General features: G+C 65.9%; 21 protein-coding genes. 10 read left to right on the top strand and 11 right to left on the bottom strand.

Annotated features, from left to right (window positions below; genetic code table 11):
* Positions 1–37: 37 nt before the first annotated feature.
* The 4 genes from ACZ60G_RS22610 (at position 38) to ACZ60G_RS22595 (ending at position 3,497) form a co-directional block, all read left to right on the top strand.
* Complete coding sequence (locus ACZ60G_RS22610) at positions 38–820, top strand: CPBP family intramembrane glutamic endopeptidase (protein ID WP_465811995.1); 783 nt, start codon at positions 38–40, stop codon at positions 818–820.
* A gap of 109 nt (positions 821–929) precedes the next feature.
* On the top strand, positions 930–2,318 hold the full coding sequence (locus tag ACZ60G_RS22605) for an LCP family protein (RefSeq protein WP_465811994.1): 1,389 nt from the start codon (positions 930–932) through the stop codon (positions 2,316–2,318).
* 10 nt (positions 2,319–2,328) lie between these two features.
* Positions 2,329–2,877 carry a ferritin gene (locus ACZ60G_RS22600; RefSeq protein WP_465811993.1) on the top strand — a complete coding sequence of 183 codons (549 nt, stop codon included), beginning with the start codon at positions 2,329–2,331 and terminating at the stop codon, positions 2,875–2,877.
* Between the two features lie 71 nt (positions 2,878–2,948).
* Entirely contained in the window at positions 2,949–3,497 is a 549-nt protein-coding gene (locus ACZ60G_RS22595) for a ferritin (RefSeq protein WP_465811992.1), read from the top strand.
* 249 nt (positions 3,498–3,746) lie between these two features.
* On the opposite strand, the gene ACZ60G_RS22590 is transcribed toward ACZ60G_RS22595, so the two are convergent.
* The 4 genes from ACZ60G_RS22590 to ACZ60G_RS22575 all read right to left on the bottom strand — a co-directional run bounded on the left by ACZ60G_RS22590 (position 3,747) and on the right by ACZ60G_RS22575 (position 7,079).
* Positions 3,747–4,670: a DUF5926 family protein gene (locus tag ACZ60G_RS22590; protein ID WP_063044081.1), complete on the bottom strand. Its 924-nt coding sequence runs from the start codon at positions 4,668–4,670 to the stop codon at positions 3,747–3,749.
* A gap of 79 nt (positions 4,671–4,749) precedes the next feature.
* Positions 4,750–5,517, bottom strand: coding sequence for a glycerophosphodiester phosphodiesterase (locus ACZ60G_RS22585; RefSeq protein WP_387287210.1), 768 nt, complete (start codon positions 5,515–5,517; stop codon positions 4,750–4,752).
* Positions 5,514–6,542 carry a DUF4328 domain-containing protein gene (locus ACZ60G_RS22580; RefSeq protein WP_465811991.1) on the bottom strand — a complete coding sequence of 343 codons (1,029 nt, stop codon included), beginning with the start codon at positions 6,540–6,542 and terminating at the stop codon, positions 5,514–5,516. The genes ACZ60G_RS22585 and ACZ60G_RS22580 overlap by 4 nt, the downstream gene beginning before the upstream one ends.
* A 165-nt stretch (positions 6,543–6,707) precedes the next feature.
* Positions 6,708–7,079: a rhodanese-like domain-containing protein gene (locus ACZ60G_RS22575; RefSeq protein ID WP_465811990.1), complete on the bottom strand. Its 372-nt coding sequence runs from the start codon at positions 7,077–7,079 to the stop codon at positions 6,708–6,710.
* Positions 7,080–7,609: 530 nt separating this feature from the next.
* On the opposite strand from ACZ60G_RS22575, the gene ACZ60G_RS22570 reads away from it, so the two are divergent.
* A complete protein-coding gene (locus ACZ60G_RS22570; RefSeq protein WP_465811989.1) occupies positions 7,610–8,221 on the top strand; it encodes a hypothetical protein in 612 nt (203 codons plus the stop codon).
* 49 nt (positions 8,222–8,270) lie between these two features.
* Here ACZ60G_RS22570 and msrA read toward each other — a convergent pair whose 3' ends face one another.
* Positions 8,271–8,978, bottom strand: a complete 708-nt coding sequence (msrA, locus tag ACZ60G_RS22565; protein ID WP_465811988.1) for a peptide-methionine (S)-S-oxide reductase MsrA — start codon at positions 8,976–8,978, stop codon at positions 8,271–8,273.
* A gap of 283 nt (positions 8,979–9,261) precedes the next feature.
* Here msrA and ACZ60G_RS22560 point away from each other — a divergent pair, with 283 nt between their 5' ends.
* The 3 genes from ACZ60G_RS22560 to ACZ60G_RS22550 all read left to right on the top strand — a co-directional run bounded on the left by ACZ60G_RS22560 (position 9,262) and on the right by ACZ60G_RS22550 (position 11,753).
* On the top strand, positions 9,262–9,885 hold the full coding sequence (locus tag ACZ60G_RS22560; protein ID WP_040685719.1) for a superoxide dismutase: 624 nt from the start codon (positions 9,262–9,264) through the stop codon (positions 9,883–9,885).
* A gap of 171 nt (positions 9,886–10,056) precedes the next feature.
* Positions 10,057–10,584 carry a hypothetical protein gene (locus ACZ60G_RS22555; protein WP_040685718.1) on the top strand — a complete coding sequence of 176 codons (528 nt, stop codon included), beginning with the start codon at positions 10,057–10,059 and terminating at the stop codon, positions 10,582–10,584.
* A 452-nt stretch (positions 10,585–11,036) separates the two neighbouring features.
* Positions 11,037–11,753: a TMEM165/GDT1 family protein gene (locus ACZ60G_RS22550; RefSeq protein ID WP_465811987.1), complete on the top strand. Its 717-nt coding sequence runs from the start codon at positions 11,037–11,039 to the stop codon at positions 11,751–11,753.
* A gap of 416 nt (positions 11,754–12,169) precedes the next feature.
* Here the strand turns inward: ACZ60G_RS22550 and ACZ60G_RS22545 are convergent, their stop codons facing one another.
* Positions 12,170–12,844, bottom strand: coding sequence for a TetR/AcrR family transcriptional regulator (locus ACZ60G_RS22545; protein WP_465811986.1), 675 nt, complete (start codon positions 12,842–12,844; stop codon positions 12,170–12,172).
* Between the two features lie 38 nt (positions 12,845–12,882).
* Positions 12,883–13,767 carry an SDR family NAD(P)-dependent oxidoreductase gene (locus ACZ60G_RS22540; protein WP_465811985.1) on the bottom strand — a complete coding sequence of 295 codons (885 nt, stop codon included), beginning with the start codon at positions 13,765–13,767 and terminating at the stop codon, positions 12,883–12,885.
* Between the two features lie 176 nt (positions 13,768–13,943).
* Here ACZ60G_RS22540 and ACZ60G_RS22535 point away from each other — a divergent pair, with 176 nt between their 5' ends.
* Positions 13,944–14,711 carry an SDR family NAD(P)-dependent oxidoreductase gene (locus ACZ60G_RS22535; RefSeq protein WP_465811984.1) on the top strand — a complete coding sequence of 256 codons (768 nt, stop codon included), beginning with the start codon at positions 13,944–13,946 and terminating at the stop codon, positions 14,709–14,711.
* Between the two features lie 57 nt (positions 14,712–14,768).
* Here the strand turns inward: ACZ60G_RS22535 and ACZ60G_RS22530 are convergent, their stop codons facing one another.
* From ACZ60G_RS22530 to ACZ60G_RS22515, 4 genes are all read right to left on the bottom strand, one after another.
* Positions 14,769–15,587, bottom strand: coding sequence for a class I SAM-dependent methyltransferase (locus ACZ60G_RS22530; protein WP_465811983.1), 819 nt, complete (start codon positions 15,585–15,587; stop codon positions 14,769–14,771).
* A 91-nt stretch (positions 15,588–15,678) separates the two neighbouring features.
* Positions 15,679–16,170, bottom strand: a complete 492-nt coding sequence (locus ACZ60G_RS22525; protein ID WP_465811982.1) for a GNAT family N-acetyltransferase — start codon at positions 16,168–16,170, stop codon at positions 15,679–15,681.
* A 103-nt stretch (positions 16,171–16,273) separates the two neighbouring features.
* A complete protein-coding gene (gene htpG / locus ACZ60G_RS22520) occupies positions 16,274–18,229 on the bottom strand; it encodes a molecular chaperone HtpG (RefSeq protein WP_465811981.1) in 1,956 nt (651 codons plus the stop codon).
* 21 nt (positions 18,230–18,250) lie between these two features.
* Positions 18,251–19,924, bottom strand: a complete 1,674-nt coding sequence (locus ACZ60G_RS22515; RefSeq protein ID WP_465812157.1) for a TM0106 family RecB-like putative nuclease — start codon at positions 19,922–19,924, stop codon at positions 18,251–18,253.
* A gap of 410 nt (positions 19,925–20,334) precedes the next feature.
* Here ACZ60G_RS22515 and ACZ60G_RS22510 point away from each other — a divergent pair, with 410 nt between their 5' ends.
* On the top strand, positions 20,335–20,985 hold the full coding sequence (locus ACZ60G_RS22510) for a DUF6474 family protein (protein ID WP_465811980.1): 651 nt from the start codon (positions 20,335–20,337) through the stop codon (positions 20,983–20,985).
* Positions 20,986–20,988 lie beyond the last annotated feature (3 nt).

Here is a 20,988-nt window from a genome sequence, read left to right as displayed (position 1 = left end):
CGCACGTCGGAGCCGCGCGGGCAATAGATTCGGACGCATGCGCGCTGAGACCGGGGACGAGCCCGAGCTGACCGATCGCGAGCGGCTGGGGATTCGGCTCGAGATCCTGGTCGTGCTGGTGGTGACGTTCGGGCTGAGTGGGTTGAATGCGGCGCTGTCGTTGCTCGAGAGCGCGCTGTCGCCGGGCGGGGTGGGCGGGCAGACCGTTGCGCTGAATCCGACGCGGGCGGCGCAATCGACCATCGACCTGCTCTTCCAGCTGCTCAGTGCGTTGCGGCTGGCCGGGTGGGGTGCGCTCGGGCTGTATCTGTTGTGGCGCAGTGGAATAGGGCCGCGGATGATCGGATTGGCCAGGGTCCGTTGGCGTTCCGATGTGCTGCCGGGGCTGATCCTCGCGGCGGTCATCGGACTGCCCGGGCTCGGGCTCTACTTGGCCGCGCATGCGCTGGGGTTCAGCGTGACGATCGTGCCGAGTTCGCTCGGTGACCACTGGTGGCGGTTGCCCGCACTCATCATATCCGCCTGTGCGAATGCGGCGGCCGAGGAAATCCTGGTTGTGGCCTATCTCATCACCCGACTGCGCAGGCTCGGCTGGTCGGAGAACCGGTCACTGTTCGCTTCGGCACTGTTGCGCGGGAGCTATCACCTGTATCAGGGCTTGGGCGGCGGGCTCGGCAATCTGGTCATGGGTGTGATTTTCGGCCGATTCTGGCAGCGCACAAACCGGCTGTGGCCGCTGGTGCTGGCGCACGCGACGATCGATGCGGTCGCCTATATCGGCTATCCATTGCTACGCGGTCACGTTTCCTGGTTGCCGTAACACCCGCCGGTCCCTGCGGCGAATTTATCGACGAGCGCTCACTCGAGCGCACCAACTTCCGGCCGCTCGTCAAGCCCCCCGACGGCCCTCGAACAGTAGAGTCTGTGTGATGAACGGCTACGACCCCCAGCGCTACGACCGGACGCGCCGGGAGCCGCAACCCTTCGGAAATCCCGGTGCACCATCAATGCCGCAGCGCCGCGACCCCCATCCGCCGGGTCGTCGCGGACCCGGGCCGGACCCGAGGCACATCGACCCCACCAAGGTCATCCGCCGCGATGGGTCGAATCACGCACCGCCATTGGCATATTCGCAGGTACCGCCCGAAACACGAATGCCGCCGCGCAATTCCCGGCCACCCCATGCACCGACGCAGCAGCCGCACCCGTATCACGAACCCCAGCCTCGCGGTGTCCCCGGCTATGCGCCACCCCAGCAGCCGGTTCCCTACCAGGACGCGCGACACCTGCGCCCGCGCCGCGAGGGACCCCCGCCGCCGCCATCACTGCCGCCGTCGTCGCGCCGCGACCGCGCACCCCGCCCACCGCGCCGTCGCCGCAAACTGCACCTTTTCCGCTGGTTCCTCGTGCTGTTGGTGGTGCTGGTCCTCGCGGTGGTCGGCGCCGTCATCAAACTCGACGGTTCGCTCAGCCGGATCGACGCACTCGCCAACTACTCCGACCGCGTCGGCGATACCCCGGGAACGAACTGGCTGCTCGTCGGCTCCGACGGCCGGGCCGGACTCACGGCCGATCAGGAACAGGAACTCGCCACCGGCGGTGAGGTCGGCCCCGAGCGCACCGACACGATCATGCTGGTGCACATTCCGAAATCGGGTGCGACCACGCTGGTCAGCCTGCCACGTGACTCGTATGTGAGCATTCCGGGCCACGGCAAGGACAAACTCAACGCCGCCTTCGCCTTCGGCGGCGCGCCGCTGCTGGTGCAGACCGTCGAAACCGCGACCGGCGTGCACATCGATCACTACGCGCAGATCGGATTCGGCGGCTTCGCCGGCATCGTCGATACCCTCGGCGGCATCGATGTCTGCGTACCCAAGGCCATCGACGATCCGCTCGCGGGCATCAATCTGGCCGCCGGCTGCCAAACCCTGGACGGCCCGCAGGCATTGGGTTTCGTCCGCAGCCGGGCGACCGCCCTCGCGGATATCGACCGGATGAACAACCAGCGCCTGTTCATGGCGGCCCTGCTGAAGAAGGCGACCAGCGCGGGCACGCTGGTCAATCCGTTCACGCTGTGGCCACTGGCCGGCGATACCGCGAAATCGTTGAAGGTCGACAAGGGCGATCACATCTGGAATCTCGGCCAGCTCGGCTGGGCGATGCGCGGCGATACCGTGGCGACCACCGTCCCGATCGGCGGCTTCACCGATACCGATAGCGGAAATGTGTTGCTGTGGGATAAGCAACGTGCGGGTCAATTCTTCGACGACCTCGCGAAGGACCAACCGATCCCGGACGATCTGCTGACGAGGTAGCGTCGGGCCTATGCCCGATACCGATGCCGACGAGCCGTTCCCGGACCTACTGCGCGACCAGATCCGTCGTGGCTTCACCGCCTCACAGCAGTATCTGGCGGCGGCGGTCTACTTCGATTCGAATCGCCTGCCGCAGTTGGCCAGACACAGCTACGGCAAATCCGCCGAGCACCGCTCACACGCCCTGCGCATGGTGCAGTACCTGCTGGACCGCAATCTACAAGTGCAGGTAGGCGGCCTCGACGACGTGCGGTCAACCTTCGAATCGCCGCGCGGCGCCGTTGTTTTCCTGCTGGAATCCGAGCGCGCCCGCAATGCGCAGATCACCGAGTTGGCCGGCACCGCGCGGACCTCCGGCGACTACCTCGGCGAGCAATTCATCCAGTGGTTCCTCAAGGAGCAGGTGGAGGACGTCGCCGGGATGACCACCCTGCTGACCGTCATCGACCGTGCCGCGGGCGATCTGTTCGATGTCGAGGACTTCATCTCGCGCGAACTGCGCACCACACCGCGCGCCGATATTTCCGCCCCGAGAATGGCCGGTGCTGCCAAGAATTAATTAGGCAACACTAGCCTCAATAAGGCTGCACTTGGATGACATGCGGCGTGACCAGCGCTAATGTCGCAACTATGTCCAGCCATCCGGAGTCTCCACGCAGCAAATTTCACGGCCTGCTCCACGATCAGATCCGGCATGAATTCAATGCCGAGCATCAATACATCGCGATCGCGGTATGGTTCGATAATGCGGATCTGCCGCAGCTGGCCAAGCGTTTCTATGCGCAGGCGGTCGAAGAGCGCAATCACGCGATGATGATCGTGAAGTACTTCCTGGATCGGGATATCAGCGTCGAGCTTTCCGGCATCGACGCCGCGAAATCGCATTTCGAGAATGCACGTGAACCGATCGCGCTGGCCCTCGCGCAGGAAAAGAACGTCACCGACCAGATCATCCAGTTGGCGAGCACCGCCCGCGAAGAGGGCGATTACCTGGGTGAACAGTTCATGCAGTGGTTCTTGAAGGAGCAGGTGGAGGAGGTCGCGAATATGACGACCCTGCTCACCATCGCCGATCGTGCCGGGTCGAACCTGTTCGACCTCGAGGATTTCATCGCTCGTGAAATGAGTGGTCCGAGCGATGCTTCCGGCGCTCCGTCCACTGCGGGCGGCAGCATCTAATTCACGATTCCCATAGCGGAATCAGGGCCGGCTCGTCGCGACGAGCCGGCCCTGTCGACTTTATGCAGCGCTCAAGGAGCTGAGCAGCGTCTTGAGCAGCGCCAGAATGGCTTCCATGATGGTCCTACTTTCCTCATCTTTCGGTGAGACTTCGCTCACCACCACCATCTTTCGGTGATGCAGAGAACCTAACCGAGGGTTGATTAGAAAGGAGGGTGTTTCACAAAATTCTCTGTGACTTTTTTGAAATCACCGCAGGGTGACCTGACGCGACCGCAGCCCATCCCGGGAACGGCGCTCGTCCGCCGAGAGCGCAGTGTCGTCGGCCAGCGCCGCCGCCAGGCGTTCCCCGAATTCGATCGCCGGCTTGGTCCACTCGCTGGCATGCAGTTCCGGATCCAGGTCGAACACCGGCACCAGCAGGCCGTGCGTGCGGAACGAGCCCGCGAAACGGGAGCCATCGCCGAGATGCAGTCCGCCCGAAGCATGCAGCCGCGCGAGCGCCAGCATCAGATCATCCTCGTTCTCCGGGCGCACCCAGCGCAGATGCGCCTTATCACCGGCATCGACCCACCAGCCCGCGCCGATCGCATCGGGGCCGAGATCCAGTCGCGCGGACGGCATGATCGCCTGCTTGGCCTGTTCGATGGTCGCGGCGACCTGCGGATCGGGCTGCACGCCCTCGGGTACCCACCAGTCGAAGTCCTGGTGCACGGTCAGTTCCAGCTGTGCGTCCGCATCGATCACATCGGCCAATCTCGGTCCACCCTCGGCACTCTCGGCCGCGGTCAGCGATTCACCGGGTTCGGCGGACTGTGTCCACAGGATCGCCGCCGCGATATCGGCGGCCGGATCAAGACCCTGGAATTGCACCTGCGTGGCGACGTATCCGGTCGGCGGCTCGCCCGCCCGCACCAATCCGGCGACCGCGCCCGGCAATACCGTGGCCAGCACGACGGAACGCTCCGCGGCGATATCGGACGACAGCGGCAGCGTCGCGGTCGCCGACGGCACGAATTCGCGCAGCGCGACCAGATCGCACTCCGCGGCCAGCCCTTCGAACGGACGCGCACCGGACTGCGCTGCCTGCAGTTCCAGGGCCGCCCGCCGCTCGGCGAGACGCTGGGCCCGGTTCCCTCCGGGCTTCGGACTATTGCGCTTGCTTTTACCCACGGCAGGTCAAACTACAGGGTCGAACGCGGGATGTGCCGCGCGCCGCTCTGTCTGATTTGCAGCTCTTCGGGCGGGCAGATCAGGCCGCGGCCAGCAGTGCCTTCGTACGGGCCGGGTGGTTGGTGGCCACCCAGCTGACACCCAGGTCGGCGCACAGGCGCACATCGTCGGGATCGTCCACCGTCCAGCAGTAGGTGGCGCGGCCGGCGGCGGCGGCCTTGTCGACGAGGTCCGGATGTTCGCGCAGGGTTTTCACTGAGGGACCGACGGCGGTCGCGCCGACCGTGGTCGCGGCGCTGCCGCCCAGGTAGCGCGATGATTCACCGAGCAGGACAGTCGGCAGCAGCGGTGCGGAACGGCGGATCCGCCAGACCGCGGTGGCGGCGAAGGACATGACGACCGCGCGGGAGTGATCGGCGGAGGCGGGGGTGGCGATGCCGAAGCGCTGGAGTTCGGCGAGCAGCTTGTTCTCCACCAGCGCGCCGTAGCGCACCGGATGCTTGGTCTCGATGAACAGCTTGGTCGGCCTACTGCGCCAATCCAATACCAACTCGATCAGTTGGCTGAGGGTGAGTACCGATGCGGGTGCGCCGTCGGCCCCGAAGTCGAGTCCCTCGAGTTCGTCCAAGGTCATTTCGCTGACCAGTCCGGTACCCGACGAGGTCCGGTCCACGGTGCGGTCGTGCACACAGACCAGATGTCCGTCCCTGGTCAGCCGGACATCGCACTCCACGCCATCGGCGCCCTCTTGCAGCGCTAGCTCATACGCGGCGAGCGTATGTTCCGGCAGCGCCGCCGATGATCCCCGGTGCGCGACGACGAACGGTGCGCGACTGCCCTGGCTCACTTGGCCAAAACCTCCTCATGCTCACGGTGCGGTGTACTTGTTTCGAGTGCGACGGGCTGTTTCGCCGCGCCGCCACCGGGCTGCACCGGTTCGATGACGGACACCGCCGGATCGACGGCGATCACCCACCGGCGCGCAATCCTGGTGCGGCCGAACAGATCCCGGTCCGACATCGACCGCTGCACCCAGAGGGTCAGCACCGCGACCCCGGCCGCGACCAGATCGGTGAACGCGGTGAACAGCACACCGTCCGCCTTGGCCTGCAGCGTATCCGCGTTCCGCCACAGCAATGCCGCCACCGTGCAACCCGCGCCGAGCACCCAGCCCACCCACCAGATGCGCACGGCCCGCAGCGTGCGCGGATTCGGACGCACGGCGACCGTCTCGGTGAGAAATACACCGGGCCACAACAGATTCACCACCGGTATCAGACAGCCGAGGGCGAGCGTCCGGACCAAGCGCGGGTCACGGCGGCCGACCGCGGCGAAGGCGGCCCGACGCGTTTCGATCAACCAGCCGAGCATCGCTATCGCGGTGATCAACCCGAGCGCGAGGCCGACCAATGCCGAAAGCCACACCATGGCATCGGAGATGTGCAGCAACCACGACGGAATCAGCCGGGTGCGGTTGCGCAGCAGGATCAGATAGCGCCCGAGTTCGGCGCAGGCGGCGATCGCGAAAACCGCCGCGGTCGCGATGAGCAGCGCACCGGCCCTATTGGTCAGCCGGTCCAGCGGCCGTTGTGGCGCAGGCGCGGACTCGACCGGCGGATCCAGTAGGCCCCAGCGCGGAATCCGCTGGTAGCGCGGCGTTTCCACTGACGGACGCGGTCGACCGGAGCTCAGCTTGCGGGTGCGCTGATCGGGACGGCGGGCCACCCAGCGGTAGTTTCGCCGCTCGGCGGGGGCGTCGATGGGCGCAGGTGACAACAGCACGCCACGGCAGCGCGGGCACCAGTGCATCGGCGTCGTCTGCACGGCCCAGCGCGCGCCGCAGCGCGCACAAGGTTGAACCACCGTACTCACGGTGTCTCCCTTGCGGCATGCCCGGGCCCTGCGTGGTTACGCAGGCTGCCGCCTCCGGGCCTGACGTTCATGCTGTCTCCCTCGCGGCATGCCCGGGCCCTCCGTGGTCACGCAGGCTTCCGCCTCCGGGCCTGACGTTCATGCCGGGTGCCCCTCTCTCTTGCCTCAGTAAATCTTCGCCTGGTGATCGCCGTCCGCAACCAATGGTCGACCCACGCGCTGCCATGCCACCATGCCACCGCTGACATTCACCGCGTCGTATCCGATGTGCGCCAGGTACTTGACCACCTCGATGGAGCGGCCGCCCTGGCGGCAGATCACATATAGCTGGGCCTCGTAGTCCAGCTCGTCGACGCGGGCGGGCACGTCGGCCATCGGAATGTGGATGGCCCCGGGCGCATGTCCGAGCTGCCATTCGTCGTCCTCGCGCACGTCGAGCAGAATCGCCGCCGGGGCGTCCGCCGCGACACGCTCGGTCTTGTCGAATTCGTCCGGTACGGCTTCCACCGGCACCGACGACACTTCGGGGCTCGTCACGCTTCGATCCTGCCATGGGTGGCGCACCACGGGGGAGTTCCGGCCCCGCTATGCCCGTGACCCACAGGCACTTCACGGCCTCGACATCGGCACGTTACCTCGGGTATGTTCTGTGCTTCTGGATCCTGTCCGATGCCCCGCTCCGGGGCCGCTTGTGCATATCTCGGTCAAAGTTATCCACATAATCCACAACTTGATCCACAGGCACAGCTATCCACCAGCACACCGAGTACAGGGTTCAACTATCAAGTGGCTGTCGATCTACAAGGGATGATGCGCCGGAACCTGGATCGAACGGGCGATACCGAGAGATTGCTGGAGCAAGGTCGCGGTACGAACGACCGATCCGAGACTCCCCTCCTTGCCATCCCGGAGCGGTCATTCGCCGCCGCTTCGGGATCTGAGGCTGTGCAGGTCCCGATATCTACTTGGACGCCGCTGATCGCCGATCGGTTCCCCAAAAAAGACCAGAACACCAGCGAATAACTGAAATACCGGGTTCCCGCAGGTGCTGTCGGTAGCCTGGATGCATGAACGTGAGCAGGGGGCTACTCGACGGAATGGAAACAACAGCACTCAACACAGCACTCTCCGAGGCCACGTGCCTAGGCGTGGAGGTCGATACAGCGAACGCGCAACTGAGCCTCGACCTGGAAGTTCTGACGCTTCCGGCCGAGGGTCCCGCGCCCGAGGACTATCGCGTGAAGTTGACATTCACCGGTGTCGGCCGAGTCGCGGCCTCACTGCGCATTCAGGAGTGGGACGACGTGGCGGCCAGGGTGCTGCCGCTACAGCTGGACAAACTGGACGCGGCCATCCGCAGCTTCGGCGGCGGTCGACTGCACGGCTGGGAATTCATCGACGTGGACGAAAGTGGCTGGGTGCACTGGAGTGAGCTGCTCAGCTTCGACACCCGGATCGACTCGCACACCACCACGCACGTCATCGAATTCTCCCAGGAGGAGGGCATCGACCCGCGCGAACTCGATGTGCGGGTGTGGTTCGACGACATGACGATTCACGATGCCAATGGCGCCGAAATCCCGCTGAAGGAATTCATCGCGGGCGGGGTGCGCTGGTGGAAGGCGCATGACGCGGGCGATCCGCGGACCCTGCGCGCCGGAATCGTGCCGCAACTGTAGTTAGTGCACTTCTAACCGCACACCCGGTCACCGGGTGTGCGGTTCTGTTTCAGGCACCCAGTCCGACCGGACAGCTGACGCCCGTCGCATGCACCGGGCAGTAGCCGCCGGGATTCTTCGCCAGATACTGCTGGTGGTAGCTCTCGGCGTAGAAGAACTCGGGCAACGCCCGCAGCGGATCCGTGCCGCCCTGTCCGGGCAGTTCGGTGATCTCCGTGGTGATCTCGCCGTAGCCCGCGGCAGCGAGCCGCTCACCGAAGGTCTGCGCGGTGCTGTGCGCGAGCCGCGCCTGCGCCGCGTCGACGGTGAAGAGCGCCGAGCGATACTGGGTGCCGCGATCGTTGCCCTGCCGCATGCCCTGGGTCGGATCATGGTTCTCCCAGAACTGGCGCAACACACCGGCGTAGTCGATGACGTTCGGATCGAAGACGATCAGCACCGCCTCGGTATGGCCGGTGCGCCCACTGCACACCTCTTCATAGGTCGGGTTCCGGGTATAGCCCCCGACGTACCCGACCGCGGTCGTGAAGACACCGTCGAGTTGCCAGAACTCCTGTTCCGCACCCCAGAAACAACCCATGGCCACCACCGCGACCTGCAGACCTTCCGGAAACGGCGGATGGATCGGCCGACCGTTCACATAATGGGTATCCGAGACCGGTATCGGGTCGGGACGACCGGGCAGCGCTTGCTCCGGCGTCACCATCGCCGGCTCGGGAAGACGCACCCGTCCGACCAGTTCGTCGTACCAGGACATGGTGCTCACCTCCTCTCCGCGTATTCAGGCCATACGAGTCGAGTGCCGCACGGCCTGGTCTCAGGTCCTGCGTGGGGTGCCAAGCCGACTTTCGGGCGTACCCGGCGAGTTACCCATGTATTCACGAAATCAGTCGTACCGTCAGTTGTCCAGCGCACTGCGCGGGTTGCCTCGGCGGAATGTGGGGGCAAGGAGCGCGGTTGCAAACGAGCGGGTGTACGAATGATGGTTGAGTGTGCTCGAGACGGCGGGCGCACCCGGCCCGACATTAGGAAGGGACATCGTGGCTGAGTACACGTTGCCAGATCTGGATTACGACTACAGCGCCCTGGAGCCCCATATCTCCGGGCAGATCAACGAGATTCATCATTCCAAGCACCATGCTGCCTATGTCGCCGGCGTCAACACCGCGCTGGAAAAGCTCGAGGCCGCACGCGAGGCGGGCGACCACGGCGCGATCTTCCTGAACGAAAAGAACCTGGCTTTCCACCTGGGCGGCCACGTCAACCACTCGATCTGGTGGAAGAACCTCTCCCCCAACGGTGGTGACAAGCCGGTCGGCGAGCTGGCCGCCGCGATCGACGACCAGTTCGGTTCGTTCGACAAGTTCCGCGCGCAGTTCACCGCCGCGGCCAACGGCCTGCAGGGCTCCGGCTGGGCGGTGCTCGGCTATGACACCCTCGGCCAGAAGCTGCTGACCTTCCAGCTCTACGACCAGCAGGCCAACGTGCCGCTGGGCATCATCCCGCTGCTGCAGGTCGACATGTGGGAGCACGCCTTCTACCTGCAGTACAAGAACGTCAAGGCGGACTACGTGACCGCGTTCTGGAACGTCGTCAACTGGGAGGACGTGCAGGAGCGCTTCGCGCGCGCCGTCGGCCAAGCCAAGGGCCTCATCTTCGGCTGAGCTTTTCCCGCCTGCGAGCCCGCGAACCGACCGGTTCGCGGGCTCTTTGCGTTCACCGTGTCCGACTAGCACTCTTTGGTACTTGTGTGCCAACTGAGTTTTGGCGCATCCTCGAGAATCCACAGTTCGAGGACGGGCAAAGCCGCCCCCGGTTCGATCACGGGAGGCATCATGCATACGAACGGACCCATCGGCATCACGCCGTTCCAGGCCCGCGGATCGCTGCGGGGGTTCGTCATCTCCGGACGTTGGCCCGACACCACCAAGGAATGGGCGCAGGTACTCGTGCTCGCCGTGCGGGTGGCCTCGTATCCGGGCCTGCTGACCACCTCGACCGTCTTCGGTGTGCGCGAGGAGCTACCGGATGATCCGGCGCCGGGCACCGTCGGGCTGGTCCTCGCCGAGGGACCGGTGCTCGGTGACCAGGCGCTGGAACCCGGCCGGTTCGCTGATCATGTGCCGCCGGCGCTGTTGATGTTGCATCCACCCTCGGAGACCCGGCCGTCGTTGCCGGAATGCGTCGGCGTGGCATCGGGTTGTGTGCTCCTGCCGGGCGTACCGCATCTGGGGTTGGAGCATCGGGCGGCGTGGGCGGAGGCCGAATCCGACGGCACCGTCACATCTTTGGTGAGCCGGGTCGGACTGGATCCGATCAGCGATCCGGATACCGCGGTTCTGGCCATGCTCTTGGCCGCCTGAACCACTTCACCTAGCCGAGCGAGCCGCTGCAATCGGAGGGCATCTTCGGGGAGGTCTGTCCGGTATCGAGCAAGCCCGGGTAATAGGTCGCGCCGGTGCGCTGATTGCCAAGGGCTAGCTCACTTCTGGATAAGCTCGTGCTGCCAGATCTGTGAGGACACCCGAAACTCGACAGTTGGATTGCCAAACTTATTGTGCGCATTGCGATTTCGATTACAGCGGCTTGGCGTGAATATGGCTGCGGGGGTACAGTCGATGACAGCGAAGGGGAGTAGCCCGCAATCGCGCTGTCGACATACTGGTCCGCCGCCCTACAAGGGCGCTGACCCGGCCGCGTGAACCGGCGTAGATCCGGTGGGCGAGACCTTCGGCCGAGACAACCATTTCGTTGTCGGCCGGAGGCGTAACCCGATCTCCCGGCCGGCAGGCCGGAGCCCGGGAGTGCAGACCACATGATCGCGACGATATTGCTCAGCGTCGGAATCGTCTTTCTCGCCGAGTTGGGTGACAAGTCCCAGCTGATGGCGTTGACGTTCGCGCTGCGCTACCGCTGGTGGGTGGTGCTCGGCGGCATTGCGACCGCGAGTGCGGCGGTGCATCTGATCTCGGTCGGTGTCGGCTATTTCGTCGGTGCCGCGCTGCCCACCAGGGCCATCGCACTGGTCGCCGCACTCACCTTCCTGGCCGTCGGCCTATGGACGTTGCGCGAACATTTCGGCAGCGATGCTGCCGAGGCCGAACCCAAGCCGCCGCGTTCGACGACCGCGCCGTTCTTCGTGGTCCTCTCGGCCTTCCTGCTCGCCGAACTCGGCGACCGGACCATGTTCGCCACCGCGGCCCTGGCCACCGACAACAGCTGGATCGGCGTCTGGATCGGCTCCACCATCGGCATGGTCGCCGCCGACGCCCTCGCCATCGCCGCGGGCATCCTGGTCGGCAAACATCTCCCGGAACATGTCATCGGCATCTGCTCCGGCCTGCTGTTCCTCTACTTCGGCACGGCGAGCCTGCTCACCGCCGCCCGCCCCGACCTGGGCGTACTTACCGGCGGCGCACTCGCCACCCTCGCCCCGGCCGCCGCAGGCATTGCCCTGCTGATTCGATCGCGGCGCGCACGCCGAATTTCGGAACGCACCCCGCTGGCCGAGCCCGCCGAAGAGATGCGCTGACCGGGCACTGCGGCTCGCAGCTACTCGGCCACAGGCAGCCAGCCTTTATAGGAGAAGTCTCGGGCCCGGCACCGCGCCGAAGCGGATCGACATCCAGGCAAGCGGTGTCCACGCGGCTTGTCTTTGGGCATAATCGGCCCGGCTGCACGCCGCCCAGGGCCGCAAGTATCGGTCAGTCCGCTGCAGCTAGGCCCGTACTTCCGACTGAGGCGGCATCGCCTCGCCGTCCAGATCACCGATACCGCGCAGTTCGGCACACGTCCCGAACGAGCCGGCACCAGAAGCCGACAGATGCAATGATCGGTCACGCTCTGGGCCAGCGGTCTCGACTCGCTTGCCCTTGGACATCATCGGCCCGAACTGCATGCCGGCGAGCGCCGCAAGTGGGCCGACCTGGACCGTCTGCCTGCTGCCGCTCAGGCGCGTACTTCGGAATGACGCAGCATCGCCTCGCCGTAGAGATCACCGCTGCGGCGCACCAGGTCGAGTAGGGGTTCGCGGAGTGCTCGGAGGCTGGGGAGGTCGTCGACGGCTATGCGCGCGGTGACCATGGCGCTGATGGCGGCGGCGAGGGTTTGGCAGGCGAAGCGCTGCTGGTCGGTGCGGGCGTCGAGGACGTCGGCGATCATGGCGACGAATGATTCCTGCAATTGGGCGCGCCGGGCGACCGCCTTCGAGCCCACCGCATAGACCTCGACGAGGTAGAGGCGGGCGTATGCGGGTTCGGCGATGAGCCCGTCGAAGTAGGCCTCGAGGATGCGGCCCATCCGATCGGGATCGGCCGGGTCGGCGGCATCCCGCGCCTCGCCGCTGATCGCATTCGCGATATTCGCGATCAGCAGTTCGACGGCCCGCTCGTAGGCGGCCTCGAAACAATCCTCTTTGGAACGGAATTGCTCGTAGAAGGTCTCCCGCGAAACCCCGGCGCGCTTCAGGATGACCGCGACCGAGGTCCCGACGTATCCGTTCTCGACCATGGCCTCGGCCATCGCGCTGAGGATCCGTTCGCGCTGCGAGGCGATCACCTCCTCCCTCGGCAGGCCGTGTCGCCCCCGCGGGAGTTGGCGTACGCTGCTTGCGGATTCGGTCATTCAGTGGCTCCGAGGGTCGGGCGGGCGCGATATCCGGCTTACGCCGGTCGCTCCATTTTGCGGGGTCTGGCCGGCTGATCGGTGGTGAAGGGTGCCTCTTCGGTGCGCGCGATCTCCAACGCCCGCGCCACCCCGCGCCGCAGTGCGATATCGATGACCCGCTGGGCGATCGGCCGGAACGGCAGCGCCACCGCCACCCACCAAGGCGATACCACCTGACGTTTGCGCCTGGCGATGGCACGCTCGACCACATCGATCGCGGGACCGAGCGGTGCGACTCCCGACACCGTGGACCGGCCGAGAATGGCTCGCGCTGCGGCGGTGCCGAAGCCGCGCGCGGTCATATCGGTATCGAGTTCGGCGAAATACGCGACCCCGACCTTCGCGCCGGTGTGCCTGATCTCGTGCCGCAACGTACTACCGAGCGCCTCCACCCCGGCCTTCGACGCGCTGTATGCCCCGACCAACGGCAGATTCACCGCGGCCGCCAGCGACGAGATGACCAGTGCATACCCGTCCGGATGACAGATGTGCGGTCCAGCGGCGCGCAGCGTGTAGTAGACGCCGAGCACATTGACCGCCAGCGTCTCCTCCATGACCGTCGGATCCCCGCCCAGCAGCGGCAATTGTTTGGCAATCCCGGCATTGGCCACCACCACATCCAGCCCGCCGAGTTCGGTGACCAGCGTGCTCACCACCCGCTCCACCTGCCGATGATCGGCGATATCGCAGTAGCGCCACGGCGCGTCCCCGCATTCGTGCGCCACCTCCGCGAGCAGATCCGCCTCCAGCCCGAGCAGCGCTACCTTCGCCCCTTTCGCGTGCAACTGCCGCGCCAGTGCGGCGCCGATGCCGCGCGCCGCGCCGGTGATCAGAATCCGGCGTTCGGCGACGGACGCGGCGGAAAACACGCGATGCTGCATAGCTGCGACGATACCAGCCGCGAACATGCATGTTCGCAAATAATTCCCCGTTTATCCGACAGTGCTATGTAGGGCGGGCATCGGGTGCGAGGGAGCCGTGATCGGCATCTCAGACGGCACCGGTTAGGGTGCAATTGACGAAGGGCCAACTGGCTGTCACGAACGAGAGGACCATCGTGGAGATTTCGGGTTCCGCCGCCATCATCACCGGAGGCGCATCCGGCCTCGGCGCCGCCACTGCCAAGCGTTTCGCCGATCTGGGCGCAACCGTCTTCGGACTCGACGTACCCCAATCCATCGAGCGCGCCGGGGACAACGTGCCCGACGGCGTCACCCTCATCCCCGCCGACGTCACCAGCAACGACGAGGTTGCCGCCGCCGTCGCGCAGGTCGTCGAATCCAGTGCGCCGCTGCGCATCGTGGTGAACTGCGCCGGTGTCGGCTGGGCCGGACGCATCCTGTCCAAGAACGGCCCGCACGATCTCGAGCTGTTCCGCACCGTCATCACCGTCAACCTGCTCGGCACCTTCAATGTGATGCGCCTGGCCGCCGACGCGATCGCCAAGACCGACACCGTCGACGAATACGGCCAGCGCGGCGTGATCATCAACACCGCCTCGGTCGCGGCCTTCGAGGGCCAGATCGGCCAGATCGCGTACTCGGCCTCCAAGGGTGGCGTGCACGGGATGACCGTCCCGGCCGCGCGTGACCTGGCCCAGTTCGGCATCCGTGTGAACACCATCGCCCCCGGCATCATCGACACCCCGATGCTCGCCGGTGTCACCGAGGAGTACCGCAAGGGCCTCGAGGCCGGTGTGCCGTTCCCGTCGCGCCTGGGCCGCCCGGACGAGTACGCGCAGCTGTCGCAGTACATCGTCGAGCACGACTACCTCAACGGCGAGACCATCCGCATGGACGGCGCCCTGCGCATGGCTCCCCGCTGAATAGCTTGCAAGGCAACTACGCCCCGTCATCCACTGGATGGCGGGGCGTTTCGGCTGTCAAGGGGCCAGTTTGTGGCCGATGCCGAGGAATGCGGTGGTGGACAGGGGTTTGTTCGGGCGGTAGTTGACGGCGAGGTAGGCGCGCATCAGGGCGACGCGTTCGGCCCACACCTGCTCCCCGACCATGCGGCGCATCAGCAGCAGTGGGGCGCTGCTGCGCACCATGGTCTCCCACATCTCGTCGGAGTCGGCGAAACCGATCGTGCTGGTGTGGTGTTGGATGCTCACCCCGGCGAAGCCCGCGGTGCGCATCTCGGTCGCGAAGACCTCCGGATTTTCCAGGTTGAGGAAATTGGGCTGGGGTTCGGGGATCGTCGGATCGGCGGCGGCGAAGGCGCCGAACATCATTCGCATGAGCGTCGATTCGGCCACCGGCGCCCAACTCGACACCACGGCGGTGGCACCGGGACGCAGTACCCGGAACAATTCTGCGAAGCCCTTGGCCCGATCCGGGAAGAACATCAGCCCGAACATCGAGAAACCGGCGTCGAAGCTGTCGTCATCGAACGGTAGGGCCTGCCCGTCCCCCACCCGCGTTTCGATATTGGTCAGCCCAGCTGTCCGGGCGTCCTCGGTGAGACGCTGGATCATCGGCTCGGAGAAGTCGATGGCCGATACCTGTGCCACTCGTTCGGCGGCGGGCAGACTCAGCGTGCCCGGCCCGGCCGCGACATCGACCACATGTGATTCAGCGGAAAGGCCGGCCAGTTCTAGTGCGCGAGCGGAGAAGGGCGCCATGATCGCGGGTCCGAATTCGGCATATCCGTCGGCGACCAGATCCCACGGTTCGGCGGCGGCAAGCGGGTTACCAGACATCAGCTGACGATCCTTTCGACCGTCCAAGGCTAACCGGGCAGCACCCCCGGAACCTACCAACTCCGACCGATCTCGTTGCGCGCCAAGCGGATCAGATCTTGCGTTCGAAGGTGATCAGGTGATGGCCCGGTCCGTTGTAGTCACGCACCGGTCCGGCGACGGTGAAGCCCAGATGCCGGTGGAAGCCGATCGACGCGTCATTGCCGGGCGCGGTGATCGCCTTCACGATGTGCCGGTCATTGGCCCTGGCGATCGCGAAGAACCGCTCGTACAGCTCACGCGCGAGGCCGCTCTTGCGGGACTGCGGATCGACGCCGACGAAGTGGATGTAGGCCTCATCGGATTCCGACGGCGAGAGGAAGCCGATCAGGAATCCGGCCAGCCATTCGGTCGGCTCCCGCCATCCGGCGCCGGGCACCTCGGCGACCAGGCTGGTTCGGTAGAAATGATCGAGGAACAACCTGGGCAGGTGCGGTAACACCGAGCGCCCCCACCAGTCATCGATGACGATGGCGATGGCGTCGTAGTCATCGGCACGTGCGGCCCGGATGACCGGCCCGTTCGCATTCTGCACGTTATCCATTCTCCTCAGCACGCCGCATTGCGCGGTGTCGGCCTGATCACGCTCGGCAATCGCAGTGGCCGCCTCGCACGATGTGCGAGACGGCCACCAGGTATGCGATTCGTCAGAGCGTGCGGGTCAGGCGCTCGGTGAGGATCTGGGCGAAGCGGGCCGGATCCTTCAGTTCGCCGCCCTCGGCGAGAACCGCTGTGCCGTAGAGCAATTCGGCGGTCTCGGTGAGTTCGGGAACCTTGCCCGCGTCGGCGTCGTCGCGGCGAGTGTCGTAGGCGTCGCGCAGACCGGTGACCAGCGGGTGGGCCGGGTTGAGCTCGAGGATCCGCTTGGACTCGGGCACCAGCTGACCGGAGGCGCGGTACATGCGCTCCAGCATCGGGGTGAAGTCGAAGACATCACCGACGAGGCAGGCCGGCGAGGTGGTGAGCCGGTTGGTCAGGCGCACCTCCTTGACGTTGTCCAGGGTCTTGCCGAGCCAGGCGAGCAGTTCGGCGAAGTCCTTGTCCTGCTGTTCGCGCAGCGATTCGGTGGCCTTCTTCTCCTCCTCGGTCTCCAAATCGACCTCGCCCTTGGCGATGGACTGCAACGGCTTGCCGTCGAATTCGGTGACCGAACCGACCCACATCTCGTCGACCGGATCGGTCAGGATCAGCACCTCGCGGCCCTTGGCCTTGAAGGCCTCCATATGCGGAGAGCTTTCGACCTGCTGACGGGTCTCGCCGGTCATGTAGTAGATGGCGTCCTGGCCGTCCTGCATCCGCTCGACATAGGCGGCGAGGGAGGTCAGCTCTTCCTCGGAGTTGGTCGAGGCGAACGAGGAGACCTGCAGCAGCGTCTCGCGGTTGTCGAAGTCCGAGAGCAGGCCCTCCTTGAGGACGCGCCCGAACTCCTTCCAGAACGTCTGGTACTTCTCCTGATCCTCCGCGCCCTGCAGTTCCTTGACCGTTGAGAGCACCTTCTTCACCAGGCGCTTGCGGATCATCTGAATCTGTCGATCCTGCTGCAGGATCTCGCGGGAGACGTTGAGCGACAGGTCCTGCGCGTCCACCACACCCTTGACGAAGCGCAGATATTCCGGCATCAGCTCTTCGCAGTTGTCCATGATGAACACCCGCTTGACGTAGAGCTGGACACCGCGCTTGTGCTCGCGGGTGAACAGGTCGAACGGCGCATGCGAGGGAATGAACAGCAGCGCTTGGTACTCGAAGGTGCCCTCGGCCTTCATCGGGATGATCTCCAGCGGATCGTCCCAGCCGTGGCTGACGTGCTTGTAGAACTCCTTGTACTCCTCGTCGCTGACCTCGCTCTTGGGGCGGGTCCACAGCGCCTTCATGGAGTTGAGGGTCTGCTCCTCGAGAATCGTCTTCTCGGTCTTCTCCTCGCCCTCACCCTCGGTGACGGTCCGCTCGACCTGCATGCGGATCGGCCAGGCGATGAAGTCCGAGTACTTCTTGACGATCTCGCGGAGCTTCCACTCCAGGGTGTAGTCGAAGAGGTGGTCGTCCTCGTCCGGGGTCTTGAGGTGCAGCGATACGGCGGTGCCCTGGGGAGCCTCGTCGAGGGTTTCGATGGTGTAGGTCGAGCTGCCCGCGGCCGACTCCCAGCGGGTGCCCTCGGTCTCGCCCGCCTTACGTGTGGTCAGGGCGACCTTGTCGGCGACCATGAAGGTCGAATAGAAGCCGATGCCGAACTGGCCGATCAGCTCCTCGGCGGCCGCCTCGGATTTCGCCTCGTTCAGTTTCTTGCGCAGCTCCGCGGTGCCGGATTTGGCCAGCGTGCCGATCAGATCGACCACCTCGGCGCGGGACATGCCGATGCCGTTATCCCTGACGGTCAGGATCCGGTTGTCCTTGTCGACCTCCAGCTCGATATGCAGATCGGCGGTGTCGACGTGCAGATCCTTATCGCGGAAGGACTCCAGCCGCAGCTTGTCCAGCGCGTCGGAGGCGTTCGAGATCAGCTCCCGCAGGAACGTGTCCTTGTTGGAGTAGACCGAATGGATCATCAGCTCGAGCAGCTGATGGGTTTCTGCCTGGAACTCGAGTTGTTCGACGTGCTCTGTCACGTCGTGATGGTACCGCCGCGCCTATCCGACATCCGCCGACATCTGCCCGAAGTCGGCCAAGCCGGGCACCTCGATGTCGGCGCGGTGGGGGTCATCCGCCCGTGTGGGCCGGGGATGCATCCATTCGCGCAACACCATGGTGGCCCGCACATCGTCCTCGTTGTACTCGAGCAGCCGGGTGCGCTGACCCAGCTCGGGTTCGCCCTCGTAGCCGACGGCCAGCCGATACCAGCTCATCGACGCCTCGCCGCCCGCCTCGGGATCGCGCCAGGAGAATCCGGCCACCGGCGCGATCTTCTTGAGCCCCTTGCCGTTCGGGCAGATGAACTGATCGGAGACAGCCTGGAACATATCCACCCACTGCGGTCCGTCGACGAAGGCGCGCACCTGATCGACCGTCGGCACTCCGGGCTTACCCGCGAAACGGCGCGCCGATTCGTAGAGCCACTTGTCCTCGGCCGTGCGCGAATAGCAGTAGGCGGCAAAGGTTTTCCCGGCCGCGACGGCCTCGGCGCGCACCGTCATCAGCCAGGTCCAGAATTCACCGAAGGAGCGGCCCTCGTCCTCGGTGGGCAGCGGATCCCAGGTGACGAACGGGCGGTACACGCCGTCGAGCAGCGTGCCCCACAGGTATGCGCCGTACTCCTGGAAGCTCTCCAGATCGACATCCACCTCGACATCGGCCCGGCGCACCCAGACCCGCTCGACCCGGCGCACCAGCGGCGCGCCCGCGAGCCAGGCACGGGCCGTCACCACGGCCTCGTCGAACGGGCCGTGCTGCCAGTCCTCCGGATCGTCGCCCACCCAGGCGGCCAGATCGTCGATGGTCTCGACGCCGTGTCCGCGCAGCACCTCCGCGCGGGAACCGGGCGCGACCAGGCTGACGTCCCGGTGCTCGGTCAGCCAGCCCTCGCAGCTCTGTCCCGCGACCTGCGCCTCGTCGGCGGGCGCCTTGCGCGTCCACCACGGGCACTGGCGGCATTCGGGCACCTTCGACGGAACCGTCTGCAATTCCCCGCGCACCACCGCGATTCGATCGGCATAGCGCCGGTCGTAATCGGCGAGCAGCGGGCCGAGATCGTGTACCAGGATGCGATCGAAGTGGTAGCCGATCACGCCGCCGACCAGCGCCGGACTGGCCAGACCGTGCCGCTGCAGCATGCGGTACAGATGCGCGAGCCGCTGTTGATCGCGGGGCTGCTGGCGCAGTTTGCGATGCGGATCAGGTTGCGGATCCCAGTGATACGGATCCGAAGTGGTCGGATGGAAATCGGCCGGTTCGGGCTGGCGCGGGTCGGTGACCTTGTGATTGACCACGATGACCGGGATGTAGCCGCCACGATCGCGGTCACGCAGCAGGATCTCCGAACCGCCGCGGCGGCCGGTATCCGGTTCCTGCGGCAGCAGTCCGCCCCAGATATGTTGTGCGCCTTCGTTACACGCGCGCATGGTGGCCGCGGCCCGCTCCCCCGCGCGCAACGTCGGATCGATCACCACCCAGTTGTCCGGATCCGCGGCGATCAGCGCATCACGCACCCGGGTGCGATGCGCGGTCGCGGCCTCCCGGCGCTGACGGACCCCGGCATCCTCGATCACCCCGGTCAGCAGGTTCGGATGCGCGGCATTCAAATGCAATCGGTGCCGACACCCGATCAATGCTCTGGCATCGACGAATGCGGTCGGCTCGGCGGGCATCGACGCAGCACTCACCTCGGCCTGCCGCTCGTCGGCTACGCCTTCGTGATTGCGACCGTCGCGGTCACCGCTGCCCGAATACACATACGCAGTATGGTCCAGACCCCTGACAACTCTGTGAACCGCATGACAGGGTCGGCGCACAAGTCACAAGTAGCCATTGAGTCGCCTGGTACACCGGTGAGCGGCGTGGTAGACCTGTGCCTGGTAGACGGGCAGCGAGATGGTTCAATATCAACGCAGCCCGTTCGGAGCGAGTCTTACGAGCGACGTTCGCGGCCCGTCTCGCGGCCGAGCGGTCGAAGCGCATGCGCCGTAGGCGCGAGTCTCGACCGCTCGGACGCGAGACACCGGGGGGCCGCGAACACGCCGCGCCGCAGGCGCGGCAAATTGGACACAGGAGGGCCTCGATGGGGTTGTTCACGAAGCGCAAGCGGCGGCCGAGCCGCAGGGCCGAGGCGAAGGCCCTCAAGCACAAGGCCGCCATGGAGGCGAAACTCGGCGCCAGGAACGACCGCAAGGCCCGCCGCGCGGAGGCCCGCACCCAGGCCAAGGTCGCCAAGGCGCAGATCGCCACCTTGCAGGCCGAGGAGAAGGCCGCACTGAAGGTGGCCGCCAAGGCCGAGCGGGATCCGTTCACCGCGAGCCAGGTCCGCAAGTACCTCGGTGTCGCCCGGGTGCTGGTGCCCGTACTCGCACCGCTGGCCTATCGCGCGGCGACCTACATCCGCGGCCGGATCGATACCCGCCGGGCGCATCAGCTCGGCATCGGCGTCGAACAGCTCGGTGATTTCAGCGGCCACGGCGGTCGGCTGCAGGCGCGGATCTCCAATACCGAAGCGGCCCTTGACAAGATCGGCACGCAGTCCGGCGAGAAGGCGGGCAAGGGCGAGACCCAGAAATTCGTCACCGCCACCCAGGATCGACTCGGCAATCTGACCGCCGCGATTCGGACCGCGGAGCAGATGCCCGCACCGCGTCGTCGCGCCGTACACGCGTCGATCTCGAGCGAGCTGTCCGGTATCGAGGCCGACGTCTTGGCGCGCCTCGGCGTCAGCTGATCC

This window comes from Nocardia sp. NPDC102475 (assembly GCF_055584605.1).
Note: the sequence above shows the minus strand (reverse complement) of the source record. Positions and strands in the feature narration are given on the sequence as shown.